The sequence below is a fragment of the Kribbella sp. NPDC005582 genome, from assembly GCF_040605415.1.
Lineage (GTDB): Bacteria > Actinomycetota > Actinomycetes > Propionibacteriales > Kribbellaceae > Kribbella.
On record NZ_JBEXCU010000002.1, the window covers coordinates 76463 to 91237 of the forward strand.

Genomic DNA, 14775 nt, shown 5'->3' on the forward strand with positions numbered 1-14775 from the left:
CTTCCGGTCCTCCGCGTGCATCTATCAGGTGTCCTTAAGGGGGGCGCCGTGAAACTCACTCACACCGTCAACAGGCCCATTCGCACCGCACTCGCAGTGCTCGCAGTTGCCGCCGTACCGGCGGGAGCGGTCGCCGTACCGGCGGGAGCGGTCGCCGTACCGGCGGGAGCGGTCGCCGTACCGGCGGTCGCGGGCGGTGACCGTCATCCCGGCACGATCAGCATGGTCTCGGTCGCAAGGACCGGGGGCGGCGGCAATGCGTACTCGGGATTCAGCGGACGGTCGCGAACGTCGGCCCATGGGCGCTATGTCCTGTTCTCCTCGGCCGCGAGCGACCTCGTCGCGGGCGATAGCAACGACCAGGTCGACATCTTCGTCCGCGACACCGTCACCCGCCGTACGACGCGCGTCTCGGTCGGCACCGGGGGTGTCCAGAGCAACGGCGAGAGCCGGCCCGGATCGATTTCTGCCGACGGCCGGTACGTCGCTTTCGACTCGTTCGCCTCGAACCTCTTCCGCGGCGACACCAACAACAGCCCCGATGTCTTCGTACACGACCTGCGCACCGGGCGCACCACCGTAGTCTCGGTCGGCCTCGGCGGGCCGGCGAACCTGGGCGGTCTCGACTCGGACATCTCGGCCGATGGTCGCCACGTGGCGTTCTGGTCCAGCTCGACGAACCTCGTGCCGGGGGATACCAACAACGCCCAGGATGTCTTCGTCCGGGACCTCGACACCCGCCGTACCGAACGAGTCTCGGTGACCTCCGACGGGCGTCAGCTCGACCTGCCCTCCGGTGAGCCGTCCATCTCCGGAAACGGACGCGTGGTGGCCTTCGTCAATATCGGCGGCGACGGGCTGGTGCACGTCCGCGACCGTGACCGGTCCACCACGCGCTCGATCTCCGACGGCGTACCGGCCGACCCACGGTCGTTCATCGTCGAGCACGGCTCGGCCGACGTCTCCGCCAACGGCCGGTTCGTGGTCTTCAACGTCACCGGGTCGCTCGGGGTCGGCGTGGACCCGATCCCGAACGTCTGGCTTCGCGATCTCCGCACCAACAAACTGGAGCTGATCTCGGCCGACTACCAGGGCAACATGTCGACGGTCATCGGAAGCGCCGTCGGTGCTGTCTCCGCCGACGGCCGGTACGTCGCCTACTCCACACAGGCCCGCACCTCACGCGCCGACCACGGCACTCTCGGAGACGTGTACCGCCTCGACCGCAAGACCGGCGCCCGGGTCTGGATCACCTACCAGCAGGACCCGACAGATCCCTGGGGCAGCCGTCCCGGAAGCTCCTCCCCGGGCATCTCCGGCGACGGACAACACGTCGCCTTCGAGTCCGACGACAGCCGACTGGCGGGTCCGCCCGGACCAGGCGGCCACGAGATCTACCTCTGGAGCGCCACCAAGCCCCGCTGACGATCTGACCCCTCGTGGCGAGGACCAAGGCTGGGGCGGCGTGAGGTGTTCGGCCACGAAGGTTGCTGTTTGTGGGAAATCGGGGTCAGATGAGTTGTGGAGGACATGTCGGCGGCGGGGATTGCCGCGGTGCTCGAGGGAGTCGGAGACCGGCTCAAGGGCCGGACGGTGATCCCGCTGACGCGACAGCCCGATGGCATGCAGGCGTGGCAAATCGTCGTTCCGACCAGCAAGGTCACGCCGGAGATCAGGGCGCACGACGGCCACGAATGGATCTGTGTGCTGTCCGGCCAGCTGCGCCTCGTGCTCGGCGATGAGGACTGGGTGCTCGGACGTGGAGACGTCGTGGAGTTCAGCACCGGGACGCCACATTGGTTTGGCAGCACAGGCACTGAGCCCGCGGAGATCCTCAGCATCTTCAGCCGCCCAGGCGAACAGCTGACTGTCCGGGGACCGGTCTGAGATGGCAGTGATCATGGTGACCGGAGCAGCCAGCGGGCTCGGGTACAACGCGGCGCGCGCGTTGTCCGACGCCGGGCATGACGTGGTCGTTCATGTCCGCAACGAGTCGCGGCTCAGCGAGCCTGGCCGGTGGAAGGGCGTGGTCATCGGCGATCTCGCCCGGGTCGACGAAATCCACGACGTCGCTCGGCAAGCCTCCGCCTTCGGCCGCTTCGACGCCGTCATCCACAACGCCGGCGTCATGACCTCGCCCGACGTGATCACGGTCAACGTTCTGGCGCCGTACCTGCTGACGGCGTCGATGGACAAGCCAGGCAGGTTGATCTACCTCAGTAGCGGGATGCATCGGGGCGGCTCCATGGACCTGCGCCGGCTGTCTCGAGGTACCGGCTCGTACTCCGACAGCAAGCTGTGGATCACGACCCTCGCGCTGGCGCTCGCCTCGCGTTGGCCGGGAACCTCCAGTCATGCTGTCGATCCTGGTTGGGTGCCGACCCGGATGGGCGGTGCGGGCGCACCTGACGACCTGACCGCCGGCCACGAGACTCAGGTCTGGCTCGCCACCCACGACGACGTGAGCCCGAGCACCGGCGGCTACTGGTACCACCTGCAGGCTCAGACACCACACCCTGCCTGCCAGGATGAAGCGTTCCAGGCCCAGCTCATCGAAACCCTGGAAAGCCACACGGGTGTCCCACTCGACTGACCATGTGTTCGAACGTCGACTCACATCTCGGTCCGCTGTCGCGTTCAACCCGTGCGGCACGCATCAGCGTGCCGACGGGCGAACAGAGGACCAGCGCACGATGACACCACCGAATCCAGCTGACGTGATGGCCTTGATGAATCGGTTCTACGCCGCCGAGGCGGAGTACGTGGCCGCAGGTGGCTCCAGTTCCGGCGCCGAGTTCGCCGCGGTCGCTGCTTGCCTCGACCCCGACGTCGTGCTGTACCAGGCACCCGGCCTGCCGTTCACGGGAACCGGGGCGTGGCATGGCCACCAAGGCATCCAGGCCTTCCTCGATCTCTTCGCTGAGACCTGGCAGTCGATGGACCTGATCGAGGCGCGACCTCTCATCGACAAAGACACAGTGGTCATGCTGATCCAGGCACGTTTTCGCGCGCGGGCCACCGGCCGGACGATCGAAACCCGCATCGTCCAAGCCAACGTCGTCACCGACGGCCGGATCACCGAGTTCCGGCCGTACTACTGGGATCCTGCTGCCATCGCCGACGTCTGCTCCAGACCGCGATAGGTTGTCCAGCCGGTCTCTTCGTTGTCTCAGGCAAGAATCAGGAGGTTCGATGGAGGGGTACGGCGAGTACGACGCGGTGGGGTTGGCCGAGCTGGTGCGTCGGGGCGAGGTGAGTCCTACCGACCTGCTCGACGCGGCGCGGGCGCGGATGGCGGTGGTGAACCCTTCGCTTAATGCCGTCGTGGTGGAACTCGACCGTCCCGTCTCGGCGGAGGTCGGCGACGCGCCGTTCCGTGGTGTCCCGTTCTTGCTGAAGGACCTTGGCCAGGAGTTGGCGGGTCATCCGACCAGCGACGGTTCGCGGGCGCTGGCCCGGTTCGTGCGTCCGGAGACGGCGACGGTCGTACGGCGGTGGCTCGATGCCGGGCTGGTCGTGTTCGGCCGCACCAACACGCCCGAGTTCGGCGCGAAGGGCGTCACCGAGCCGCATTTGTACGGACCGACCCGGAACCCGTGGAACACCGACCACAGCCCGGGTGGCTCGTCGGGCGGTGCCGCGGCGGCTGTGGCGGCCGGCATCGTGCCGTGTGCTGCGGCCAGCGACGGCGGCGGCTCGATCCGCATTCCGGCCTCGGCGTGCGGCCTGTTCGGGTTGAAGCCTTCGCGTGGGCTCGTGCCGTCCGGTCCTGCCGTCAGCGAAGGGCTCGCCGGGTCCGCGACCCACGGCGTCATCTCGCGCTCGGTACGCGATACCGCCGCGATGCTCGACGTACTGGCCGGTGGCGCGTCCGACGGCCCATACCTGCCGCGGCGGCACGAAACGCCGTACCTGGAGGAAGTCGGTCGCGACCCGGGCCGGTTGCGCATCGCCGCTTGCACCGCGAGCACCATCAACCCAAGTCCCGACCCGGAGGCCGTCCGCGCGGTCGAGAATGCAGCGCAGTTGCTGGTCTCGCTCGGGCACGAGGTGGTGTGGCTGGACGAGCAGCCGTTCGACGACGAGGCGGTTGCCCGCAATTTCCTCACGACATGGTTCGCCTGGGGCGCCTCTGCGGTCGACAATGCCAAGCAGGTCACCGGCGCGGGGGACTCCTCGTTCGAACCGGACACTCTGGTGATGGCCGCGCTGGGCCGGGCCACCAAACCCGTCGAACTGGTGCGTGCGATCGAGGCGCGGCAGGGCCACATCCGGCGGCTGGCCGCGTTCCACGCGGGGCACGACCTGCTGCTGACACCCACTACGGCCACCCCGCCGCCCCGGATCGGCGCGCTCAACCCGCCGCGAGCGGCGCAGCTGGCCCAGGTAGCCCTGCTGCGGGCACGGGCCGCCGGCGTACTGCGCTTCAGTCCGATCGTGGGACAACTCATCACCGCCCACCTGGGCTGGGTGCCGTACACGCAGATTGCCAATCTGACCGGGCGCCCAGCAATGACCGTGCCGCTGCACTGGACCGCGACCGGCCTGCCGCTTGGGGTGCAGTTCATCGGCGCCCTCGGCGCAGAACCAGTCCTGTTGCGCCTGGCCGCCCAACTCGAGCAAGCCCAGCCCTGGGCCACCCGCCGTCCACCAGAACACGTGGCTTGAGGCCCGGCTCTGGCTGGCTATCGCCGGTATTCGTTGGTTTCGGTGCCGAGGACGTTCAGGAGGGCCAGTGCCTCGGCGTCGCGGGAGCCGACCGGGGCGCTGTAGAGGACCAGGTGCTGGTCGTGGTCGGTCAGCGCGAGCGAGTCGCAGTCGACGGTGACCTTGCCGACGACCGGGTGATGGAAGGACTTCGTCAACATCTGCGTCGCCTGTACGTCGTGCCGCTCCCAGAGTCTGGCGAACTCGGCACTGCCCGCCCTCAACTCGTCGATCAAGCCGGTCACCGCTGGGTCGGACGGATAGCGGGCCAGCGTCGACCGGAGCTCCATCACGACGTTCTGCTTGAACTCGGTAGCGTCGGACACGCCGTAGAGCGGCAGGCCGTCGCGCGGCGGCGCGAGGAAGGCGCGGCGGGCGAGATTGCGATCCTTCGGAGCGAGTTCGCCGAAGTCCTCCATCAGCGCGGCCGCGAGATCGTTCCAGGCGAGCACCTCGAACACGGCTGACGTCACGAACCCGGCCGTCTGCGGCAACCGTTCGAGGAGGGTGAGGATGCTCGGGCGGACGTCGCGCCGATGCAGTCCGGTCCGACTCGGCGCCGTACCGGCAAGCAGGTGAAGGTGGTCAGACTCCGCGTCCGTCAGTCGCAACGCGCCGGCGATCCCAGCCAGCACCTCACCGGATGGGCGTGGCGCCCGACCTTGCTCGAGCCGAACGTAGTACTCGGTGGAGATGTGCGCGAGAACCGCGACCTCCTCGCGACGCAGGCCGGGCGTCCGACGCCGTGCGCCTGACGGCAGACCCACATCCTCCGGCCGCAACCGCTCGCGCCGGCTCCGGAGAAACGCTCCGAGCTCCTGCTTGTCCATAACCCCAGTGTGCCCGCAGGCCGACGGCGGATCCTGGTACAGCCTGTGCCTGTCTCCGTCCTGGAGATCACCCGACGCTGGTGTCATGACCCAGAACAACACTCCCATCGGCCTGCTGGCCGGCAAGGTCGTACTCATCACCGGCGCGAGCCGCGGCATCGGAGCGGCCGCAGCCCGGCTGTTCGCTGCCGAGGGCGCTGCCGTCGTACTCGCCTCCCGCGGTACGGACGCTCTTCAACAGCTCGTCACCGAGATCCGCGCAGACGGCGGCGTCGCGGATGCCGTGACGATGGATCTCGCCGACCGGACGAGCATTCGCGCAGCTGTCGACCGTGTCGACGAGTTGCACGGGCGGCTCGATGCTGCGTTCAACAACGGTGCCGCGATCCAGCGGCAGCCCGGTCCGCTCGACACGACCAGCGACGACGACATCGAGGAGCAGTTCGAGGTGAACTTCCGGGCTCACTGGACCGCGATGACGGCCGAGTACGAGCTGATGCGGCGCGGCGGTGGCGGGGCGATCGTCAACACGTCGAGCATCGGCAGCCGTCGCGCCAACCCAGCCCTGCCCGCGTACGGCGCGATGAAGCGTGCCCTCAACAGCATCACCGAAACAGCCGCCGTCACCTGGGCACCGCACGGCATCCGCGTCAACGGCATCACCCCCGGCGGCACCGCAACGGAGATGATCGACACCTGGGAGGCAGCGACCCCAGGCGTCGTCGCTCGCATCAACGCAAGCACCCCACTAGGCCGGATGGCCGAGCCCCGCGAAGTCGCCGAACTGGCCGCCTGGCTACTCAGCAACCGGGCCTCAGTAGTGACCGGCGCCATCATCCCCATCGACGGCGGCGCGGGCGCCTAGAGCCCTCCGGGGTGGTTGGCGCTTACTGAGGGAGTTCGGTGCCGGTGCGTTCGGCGACCATGTAGGCGGCGTACCAGGCCGGCCAGTTCTCGTCTGCCTCGCCGGTGCGGGCCTCGTGTTCGCCGTGGGCGGCCGCGGCGCGCTTCAGCGCGCTCTCGAGGTCTTCGACCGAGCTGTACGTCGTTTCCGCGGGGTCGACCCGGCCGGGGAGTCGCGTGGTGACCTCCTGCAGCAGCCAGGTGTTGCCGTCGGGGTCGCTGAAGGTCGCGAACGAGCCGTAGCTGGAACGCTCGTCGGCGGGCCCGGGAACGCGCGCGCTGACGTCGCCGACCTCGAACTGCGCGCCCGGCGCTCCGGGATGGAACACCTCGCTGACGGTCGCGCCGTGCTTGATCAGGTCCTCCCGGGCGGCCTCGACATCGGAGACGACCAGGTAGAGACCCTGCGCCGTACCGGGGTCGGCCGATGTGATGTGGGTACCGAACTGGACCGACGCGGGCGAGCCGGGCGGAGTCAACTGGACGACGCGGAAGCCGTTGTCGAACGCGAAGTCGGCGTCGAGCCGCCAGGCGAGGCCGGTGTAGAACTCCTTCGACCGGTCGACGTCGGTGACCGGGATGACGACGGCCTCGAACTTCAGGTCGGCCGAGGCCGGATTCACAGCGGCCGACTGGTCAGTGCTTACTTCGGTAGTGCTCATGACTTCCTCCAGAGAAGAACCTTGGTCGTTGACACCTAATCTGCCGTCGTGCGCACGCCGTGGCGCCAGTGAGAATGCCTGGTCAGCCCGCCGGGCCGGCCCCCGTGTTCACCTGCGCGTCCAGGTCCCGCAGTACGTGCAGGAACGCCTCGGAGAATGTCGGGAACGGCTGGATCACATCGAGCAGGACCTCCAGCGGCACCTTCGCGCGGATCGCCAGGGTCGCCTGCTGCAGCCATTCACCGGCCTCCGGACCGACTGCGTAGCCACCGGTGATCACCGTTCCGTCCGACACGATCGTGAGGAACCCGGGCCGGGTGTCGTACGAGCGCAGGTACGTCGCTGTCCGCGCTACCCCTGACAGCTGGACGGTACTCACGAACGGCCCCTCCGCCGCGCCGACCGAGGCGGCCTGCGGGTCGCAGTACACGACGCGCGGCACCGCCTCATAGTCCGCGGTCCGAGGCCGCCCGAGGATGTTGCTCGCCACGACCCGGCCCTGGTACTCGCCGACGTGCGTGAGCTGCCAGAGCCCGGTCACGTCGCCGATCGCCCAGAGGTCCGGCCCGGCCGCGAGTCTGGCGTCGACCTCGATACCCCGTGGATTCGCGGCGATTCCGACGGTCTCCAGGCCGATCCCGTCGACGCGCGGCCGTCGACCGGTCGCGACCAGCAAGCGGTCGCCCCGGACGTCTGTCCCGTCGCTGAGGTCGACCACGTACGACGAATCTGCGAGCCGCACGTGTTCGGCGCCGGTGCCGACCCGCACGTCCACGTTGTCCGCAGCGAGTGCCGCCGCTACCGCGTCGCCCACTGCTCGGGGCTCGCGGGGCAACAGGTGCTCACCGCGCTCGATGAGGGTCACCGCCGCGCCCATCCGAGCCAGCGCCTGACTCATCTCGACCCCGGTCGCGCCGCCGCCGAGCACCAGAAGCCGATCAGGTACCTCGACGAGCCCGGTGACGTCGCGGTTGGTCCAGATCCCCGGTAGCGATCGCAAGCCGGGGACCGGTGGGATCACCGGGTCCGCACCGGTCGCAATGACGATGTGCTGCGCGGTGTAGGTCCGGTCGTCCACCGCGACCGTGTGCGAACCAGCCAGCCGGCCGTGGCCACGCAGTACCTCGAGACCGGCGCTCTTCGCCCACGACACCTGGCCCGAGTCGTCGTACCCGGACACCATGAAGTCACGCCAGCTCATGACCCCTTGCGGATCGAGGGTGCCGGTCACAGCCTCGCGCGCACCGGGAGCGTCGAGGGCGGCGGCCAGAGCCTCGCCGGGGCGGAGCAACGTCTTCGACGGGATGCACCCCCAGTACGAGCACTCGCCGCCGAGCAGCTCGCGTTCGACGACGGCGACCCGGGCGCCGCCCTTGGCCAGCGCGGCGGCACAGTGTTCTCCCGGCGCACCTGCTCCGAGCACGATAACGTCGTACTCCGTCCTGTCCATGGCGGGCGCTCCCCTCGAAGTGAATCAACACCGCGAGTCTGTGCCGGCCGGCGCACCGCCGGAGCCAGGGACAGTCCCTGGTTCGCGTGACCAGGGATTGTCCCGGGCTCGGAACCGGGATCGTTCGCCCGATCCTGGCAGCATGACTGCGAAACAGGTGCGGGCCACGTCGTACGACCTGGCCGGACCGGTCGAGCTGCGGAGCAGAGCCGGTGGCGCTCTGATCGCGGCGACGGTGCTCGCGTCGATGGTCGGCTTCATCGACGCCTACATGGTCAACGTCGCCGTACCGTCGATCAGTCGCGACCTGCACGCCGGTGTGAGCGAGCTGCAGTGGGTGCTGACCGGCTATCTGATCACCGTCGCGGCTCTGCTGCTGCTCGCTGGAGCGCTGGCCGACCATTTCGGCTGGCGGCGCATTCTGGTCGCCGGGCTCCTGGTCATGCTGGTCGCGTCCTTGTGCTGTGCTGCCGCCCCGAACGTCGGCGCGCTGATCGCGGCGCGGGTGGTCCAAGGCGCCGGCGGGGCGCTGGTGGTGCCGAGCAGTCTGGCACTGCTCAACGGAACCCTGCGACCGGTCGACCGGGCCCGCGGGATCGGCGTCTGGGCAGGCGTGTCGACCCTTGGTACGACGCTCGGCCCGTACGCCGGCGGGTGGCTCGTCGACCACGGCTCGTGGCGGTACGTGTTCCTGCTGAACTTCCCGCTGATCGCGGCCGCCTTGTGGATCCTGCGCCGGGTGCCCGAGGTCGATCGCGTGCGACGACCGTTGTCTCTCGACCTCGCCGGCTCTCTGCTGGCCGTGCTCGGGCTGGGTGGCGTGATCTACGCGCTGACCGAGGGGCCATCCGCTGGGTGGGGCAGCGCGGAGGTCCTGATCTCCGCGGCGGTCGGTGCGCTCTGTCTGGCAACTCTGATCCCCGTTGAGCAGCGTCGGTCCGCGCCGATGCTGCAGACTGCCCTGTTCCGGATCCGGCAGTTCGTCGCGATCAACGCGGCGACGCTGCTCTTCTACGGCGCGCTGTCAGCGGCCGGCTACCTCGTGGTGCTGCAGTGTCAGCTGCAGCTCGGCTACAGCGCCACCGCGGCCGGCGCGGCCCTGATTCCGGAGTCGGCTGTCTTTCTGACTGTTTCGCCGCTGATCGGCGGCCTGGTGGCACGAGTCGGCACGCGCTGGCCGATGACTATCGGCATCCTGATCGTGGCCGGTGGCTTCGCGTGGTTGTCGGCGGCCGAGCCAGGTGACAGCTACGTGCAAGCGATCCTTCCCGGCGCGGTGCTCTGGGGTCTCGGCATCGGCCTGACGGTCGCCCCGCTCACGGCAGGCGTTCTCGCAGCCGTCGACGACGCCGACCTCGGTGAGGCGTCGGCGATCAACGATGCCGCGTCGCGGATCGGCGGAGTGGTGCTGATCGCGCTCGTTCCCGCCCTGCTCGGAGTGGGCAGCTCGGACGATCTCGCTCAGCCACTCGCGAACAGGTACCGGACGGCGATGCTGGTGATGGCAGCGGTGAGCGTCGTGTCGGCCGCGATCACGATGCTGTTCGTCGCCTCCGGCCGCCCGCCGGCCACGCGGGTGCCGGCGACCCCACGCGTGCACGGCTGCGCCGTACCGGTCTCAGCCGCAACGAACAGGAGCGCAGCATGACCGAATCAACCACAGTGACCACGGCACCGTCGGACGACAGCCTCACCGGGCAGGTCGTCGTCGTGCTCGGCGGAAGTTCGGGGATCGGGCTGGAGACCGCCCGGCGGGCCGGAGCGGCCGGCGCCCGGCTCGTCATCACCGGGCGCAACCGCGAGCGGCTCGACGCAGCCGCCGGCGACGTCGGCGCGGAGATCGTGGCGTCGGTGGACCTGGGCGACTCCGCCGGCGTCGAAGCGTTCTTCGCCGGCTTGCCCGCGCAGGTCGATCACGTCCTGGTGAGTGGCGGCGGGCCGTTCTACGCGCCGATCGCCGAGCTGGACTTCGACCAGGCGCGAGAGTTCATGGACGGGCATCTGGTCGGCGCGCTCCGCATCGCCCGGCTCTGCATCGGGCGGGTCCGCCCGGGTGGCTCGTTGACCTACATCAGCGGCACGGGCGCCCGGCGAGCCGGAGTCGGCCTGAGTATTGCCGCGATCGCTACCGCGGCCATCTCCGCGATCGCCGCTAATGCGGCGCTCGAGCTCGCCCCGATCCGGGTCAACGCCGTCGCGGCCGGTTTCGTCGACACGCCGCTTTCCGCGCGTCTGCTGGGGGATCAGCTCGAGGACCGCCGCGCCGGCCTGCGGGCCACGCTGCCGATCCGGCGGGTGGTCGGCCCGGAGGACGTGGCGGCACTCATCGTCCACCTGATGACCAACGGTGCGCTGACAGGTTCGACGTACGACGTGGACGGCGGTCAGCAACTGCTGCCGCGCTAGGGTTTCGTGGCGCTGGTGCCGGGCAGCGCGTCCCGCAGTTGCCGGCGCGAGCTGATGGACAGCTTGTCGAAGATCTTCCGCAGATGCCATTCGACCGTGCGGGGACTGAGGAACAGTCGCGCGCCCACCTCCGGATTGGAGAGACCGTCGCGGACCAGGACGGCGATCTGGCGTTCCTGAGGCGTCAGTTCTCCGCCCGCCGACGATGTGGCGGTGCGCCGGCGGACGGTCTCCCCGGTCGCGTGTAACTCCCGCCGAGCGCGTTCGGCGAACGCTTCCATGCCGATCGAGGTGAACAGATCGTACGCGGTACGGAGCTGAGTCCGGGCATCCCGTCGGCGGCTCTCCCGGCGAAGCCATTCGCCGTAGAGCAGGTGGGCACGCGCGAGGTCCGGACGCAACCGGGTGCCGGTGAGCAACTCGACCGCTTCGCCGTGGGCGCGTTCGGCGTCGGCATCGCGCCGTACGAGAGCCCGGGCCCGTGCCTCCAGACCGAGGCCCCAGTGCTCGTCGGTGGCTGCAGTCGATTCCCGAAGCCGCGCCCAGGCGGCGGCGGCCTCGCGGTGCCGTCCGCTCCGGGTGGCCGCCTCGACCTGTTCGCTCAAGGCCCACGAGGACACGAACAACTCCGGCGTGTCCTCGGCGGCCGAAGTTGCCCAGAGCAACGCTTCGTCGTAACGGCCGAGGGCGTTCAGGATCACCGACTTCGTCCACCGCGCGTACTGCGCCGCCGTGCCCTGTCCCTCGGTCGTTGCTCGCGCGATCGTGTCGTCGATCAACCCGAAGGATTCGTCGACCCGTCCGCGCAGCGCGGACAGCACCAACGCGCCGTACGGGAGAACGTGCGTGCCGGTGGCCTCCCGGACCGCCTCGGCCTCGGCTCGTAGCGACGACGCCTCGGCGAAGTCCCCCGCCAGCGCGACCACCTGGCCGAGGACGTTCACCCCGACAGCGAGTACGGCGAGCGCCCCGGCAGCACGTGCTGTCTCCACCTGCCGGGTGGCGGCGGCCACACAGGATTCGAAGTCCCAGGCCGTCGCTGCGGCGGCGGTGGCGAGCCAACCCCAGCGAAGCACCTCCTCGGCGGTGACTTCCGATCCGCCGAACGCCGTCGCGGCTTGTTTGAGCAACGGAACCGCGGCCGCGCGTCCTTCGGCGAAGACCAGCGCCAGAGCATCGAGGAGTACGTCGGAACTTCGGGGCGCAGGGTCCGGACGCGGTGCTGTAGTGGCTGCCTGGGAGACCTCGCGGAGCCCGGCCGCGCCCGCGAGCCGGCCCGCGAAGAGAGCGGCGCTCCAGGCATCAAGGTAGGTCTCCCGGGCGACTCGCGCGTCGAGTGATTCCACCGTCCTGGCCGCTCGCAACAACAGGCCAGGTGCTTCGCGGCCGCGCTGCTGGGCGAACGCGGCCTCCGCACGGAGCAGATCGACGCGGGCGCGCCCGAGGTCGTCCAACGGCCCGGCCTCGGCCGTCGCGAGCAGTGACCAGGCGTTCCCGAAGGCCCCTGCTCGCAGACTGGCGTGCGCTCCGGCCAAGGCACGTTCGCTACGCCGTGCCGGGTCGCCGGTCAGGGCGACCGCACGCTGCCAGAAGGCAGCGGCCGCAGCGAAGCCGCCCCTGGCCTGAGCGCGGTCCGCGGACTGCTCCAGCTCGGCGGCCACCTGCTCGTCGGGTCCGTCGGCGGCCGCCGCGAGATGCCATGCGCGCCGGTCCGGGTCGGAGGCTGGATCCGTTGCTTCCGCCAGCGCCAGGTGTACTGCGCGGCGTTCCGTCGCGGACGCCGATCCGTACACGGCCGACCGGACCAGCGGATGCCGGAAGGTGACGCGCTGCCCCAGACTCAGCAGGCCGTGGATGTCCGCGAGCGCCGCCGCGATCCCGAGGTGGTCGGCAGCACGCCGTACCAGCACCGGATCGCCGACCGGTTCGGCCGCCGCGACCAGCAGCAGTTGCCGCGTCGGTGCCGGCAACGCGTCGGCTTGGCGCAGGAAGCTTTGTTCGATGCGTCCGGACAGGCCCTGGCCGCCGAGCAGGCCGAATCCACCGGCGAGCTGGGTGGCGGTGAGGCCGCGGGGAAGTTCCAGCAGCGCAAGCGGATTCCCGCGGGTCTCGGCGACCAGGCGCTCGCGGATCGGTTCGTCGAGCAGGAACTCGACGGCCGATCCGAGTAGCGCTCGCGCGTCGTCGTCGGGCAACCCGTCGACCTCGAGCTCGGGCAGGCCCTTGAGTTCGAGGCCGACCTCGCGGGCACCGAAGAGCAGGCCCACCGCATCGGCCCGGAGCCTGCGCGCGACGAAGCCCAGCGTCTGAGCAGTCGCGGTGTCCAGCCATTGCGCGTCGTCGACCACCACCAGCGCCGGCTCCTTCTCCGCGAAGCCCGACAGGAGGCTGAGCACAGCGAGGCCCACCATGAAGCGGTCGGGAGCAGGACCGGGGGCGAGCCCGAAGACCGTCGCGAGTGCTCGGCGCTGAGGCTCGGGAATCTGGTCGATCCGATCGAGCAGCGGTGCGCACAACTGGTGCAGAGCCGCGAAGGCCAACTCCATCTCGGACTCGATCCCGACCGCGCGCAGCGTGCGTAGATCCGCCGCGGACTCGGTGGCGTAGTGGAGCAGCGCGCTCTTCCCGACCCCCGCCTCGCCTCGGACCACCAGCACCTGACTCGCACCGTTGCGAACATCAGCCACGAGGGCGTCGAGGACGGCGCGTTCCGCTTGTCGCCCGAGCAGCCGGCGCTGTCCTGCCGTCCGCTCGCGGAACCCGCCGTTGTCCGCAACAGTCCGCCTCTCCGAGCGGCCGAATGCCGCGCGCAGTCCCGTCAGTCGGTCTGCCTCAGCGTAGAGCCGGCCCAGCTGTTTGACCACCGACGTGACGAGCCGAGTTGCGAATGCCGGCGGCACCGGGCGGAGAAGTTCTCCGAGCAGACCTTCGCGATCAGACGGACGTGGCGTCGCGGACTGCTGACGGGTCCTGCACGTGCGCGCTGTGCCCGAGGCCGGGCAGCGTGACGACCTGATCGTGCAGCGCGGCCAGCTCGGCATCGGTGTTCATCGGGTCGAGCTCGCCGCGCGCCAGTACGACGTCTGCCTGGCTCGCCGCGAGCAGTCCGGCCATCTTCGGCGCACCAACCCCGAAGGTGGCCGGATCCATGGCCAGCCGCCAGCGCCCGCCGCCCTCCAGTAACCCCTGATCGACCGACTCGTCCGCCGGATCGACCAGCCCCTGCAGCCCGGACACCTTCAAATACCGCGCAGCTGCCTCGTCCCGACTGTCGAACCACGCGACCGGCTTCTGCGCCAACGCAGCCGCCTTCGCCAGCTCGCCATCGGTCCAAGACACCTTCACCCCGAGGGCGATCACGCGGTCAACCTGTACGCCGTACCGCCCGCCGGCCAGCTCGAGCCCAACCACTCCACCCAGCGAGTGCCCCACGATCACCAACCCCCGCCGTACCGGCAACCCCTCAGCCACCCCTGCCGCCATCGACGCAAACGTGTACCGCGTCAACACCCCCGCTAGCCCATGCCCCGGCAGGTCCGGCGCCACCCGCGCCCCCGCCCACCCGTCCCAAACCCGCCCCGTGGCCCCCAGCCCATGCAACAACACCAACGAACCCATGCCAGCAGGCTGACACACCACACCCCACTACGCGCCCCACCGCGCGTCCTGGCGACTCAGGAGAAGGCGACGACGGTTCGCCACGAGGCGGGATTTGTGGCGGGTCACAAATCCCGGCGCGAATTTCTGCTCTCGAACCCAAAGCCTTTCGATCGTCGGAGACGAGACAATCAGGCCGTCCCGCCCTCCCGAAAGGTGC

Annotated in this window: 13 protein-coding genes; 8 read left to right on the top strand and 5 right to left on the bottom strand. The window is 69.7% G+C overall.

What is annotated here, in order from left to right; genetic code table 11:
* Positions 1-48: 48 nt before the first annotated feature.
* From ABZS29_RS11900 to ABZS29_RS11920, 5 genes are all read left to right on the top strand, one after another.
* Complete coding sequence (locus ABZS29_RS11900) at positions 49-1425, top strand: hypothetical protein (RefSeq protein WP_355461029.1); 1377 nt, start codon at positions 49-51, stop codon at positions 1423-1425.
* Positions 1426-1530: 105 nt separating this feature from the next.
* Positions 1531-1887, top strand: coding sequence for a cupin domain-containing protein (locus ABZS29_RS11905; RefSeq protein WP_355463158.1), 357 nt, complete (start codon positions 1531-1533; stop codon positions 1885-1887).
* Position 1888: 1 nt separating this feature from the next.
* Positions 1889-2593, top strand: coding sequence for an SDR family NAD(P)-dependent oxidoreductase (locus ABZS29_RS11910; protein WP_355461031.1), 705 nt, complete (start codon positions 1889-1891; stop codon positions 2591-2593).
* 127 nt (positions 2594-2720) lie between these two features.
* Complete coding sequence (locus ABZS29_RS11915; RefSeq protein ID WP_355461033.1) at positions 2721-3143, top strand: nuclear transport factor 2 family protein; 423 nt, start codon at positions 2721-2723, stop codon at positions 3141-3143.
* Between the two features lie 49 nt (positions 3144-3192).
* Positions 3193-4668, top strand: coding sequence for an amidase (locus ABZS29_RS11920; protein WP_355461035.1), 1476 nt, complete (start codon positions 3193-3195; stop codon positions 4666-4668).
* Positions 4669-4685: 17 nt separating this feature from the next.
* Here ABZS29_RS11920 and ABZS29_RS11925 read toward each other — a convergent pair whose 3' ends face one another.
* Positions 4686-5537, bottom strand: coding sequence for a helix-turn-helix transcriptional regulator (locus ABZS29_RS11925; protein WP_355461037.1), 852 nt, complete (start codon positions 5535-5537; stop codon positions 4686-4688).
* An 85-nt stretch (positions 5538-5622) separates the two neighbouring features.
* Between ABZS29_RS11925 and ABZS29_RS11930 the strand changes: the two genes are divergently transcribed.
* Positions 5623-6402, top strand: a complete 780-nt coding sequence (locus ABZS29_RS11930; RefSeq protein WP_355461038.1) for an SDR family oxidoreductase — start codon at positions 5623-5625, stop codon at positions 6400-6402.
* A 22-nt stretch (positions 6403-6424) separates the two neighbouring features.
* On the opposite strand, the gene ABZS29_RS11935 is transcribed toward ABZS29_RS11930, so the two are convergent.
* Positions 6425-7102, bottom strand: a complete 678-nt coding sequence (locus ABZS29_RS11935; RefSeq protein WP_355461040.1) for a VOC family protein — start codon at positions 7100-7102, stop codon at positions 6425-6427.
* An 82-nt stretch (positions 7103-7184) separates the two neighbouring features.
* A complete protein-coding gene (locus ABZS29_RS11940) occupies positions 7185-8552 on the bottom strand; it encodes an NAD(P)/FAD-dependent oxidoreductase (RefSeq protein WP_355461042.1) in 1368 nt (455 codons plus the stop codon).
* Positions 8553-8694: 142 nt separating this feature from the next.
* Between ABZS29_RS11940 and ABZS29_RS11945 the strand changes: the two genes are divergently transcribed.
* Positions 8695-10200, top strand: coding sequence for an MFS transporter (locus ABZS29_RS11945; protein ID WP_355461044.1), 1506 nt, complete (start codon positions 8695-8697; stop codon positions 10198-10200).
* Positions 10197-10958 carry an SDR family oxidoreductase gene (locus tag ABZS29_RS11950; protein WP_355461045.1) on the top strand — a complete coding sequence of 254 codons (762 nt, stop codon included), beginning with the start codon at positions 10197-10199 and terminating at the stop codon, positions 10956-10958. Before ABZS29_RS11945 ends, ABZS29_RS11950 begins: the two co-directional genes overlap by 4 nt.
* On the opposite strand, the gene ABZS29_RS11955 is transcribed toward ABZS29_RS11950, so the two are convergent.
* Both ABZS29_RS11955 and ABZS29_RS11960 read right to left on the bottom strand, forming a co-directional pair.
* On the bottom strand, positions 10955-13822 hold the full coding sequence (locus ABZS29_RS11955) for an AAA family ATPase (protein ID WP_355461047.1): 2868 nt from the start codon (positions 13820-13822) through the stop codon (positions 10955-10957). The genes ABZS29_RS11950 and ABZS29_RS11955 overlap by 4 nt on opposite strands.
* Positions 13823-13892: 70 nt before the next feature.
* The gene (locus tag ABZS29_RS11960) at positions 13893-14576 is read right to left on the bottom strand and encodes an alpha/beta hydrolase (protein ID WP_355461049.1); all 684 of its coding nucleotides are present in this window, start codon (positions 14574-14576) and stop codon (positions 13893-13895) included.
* Between the last annotated feature and the right edge of the window lie 199 nt (positions 14577-14775).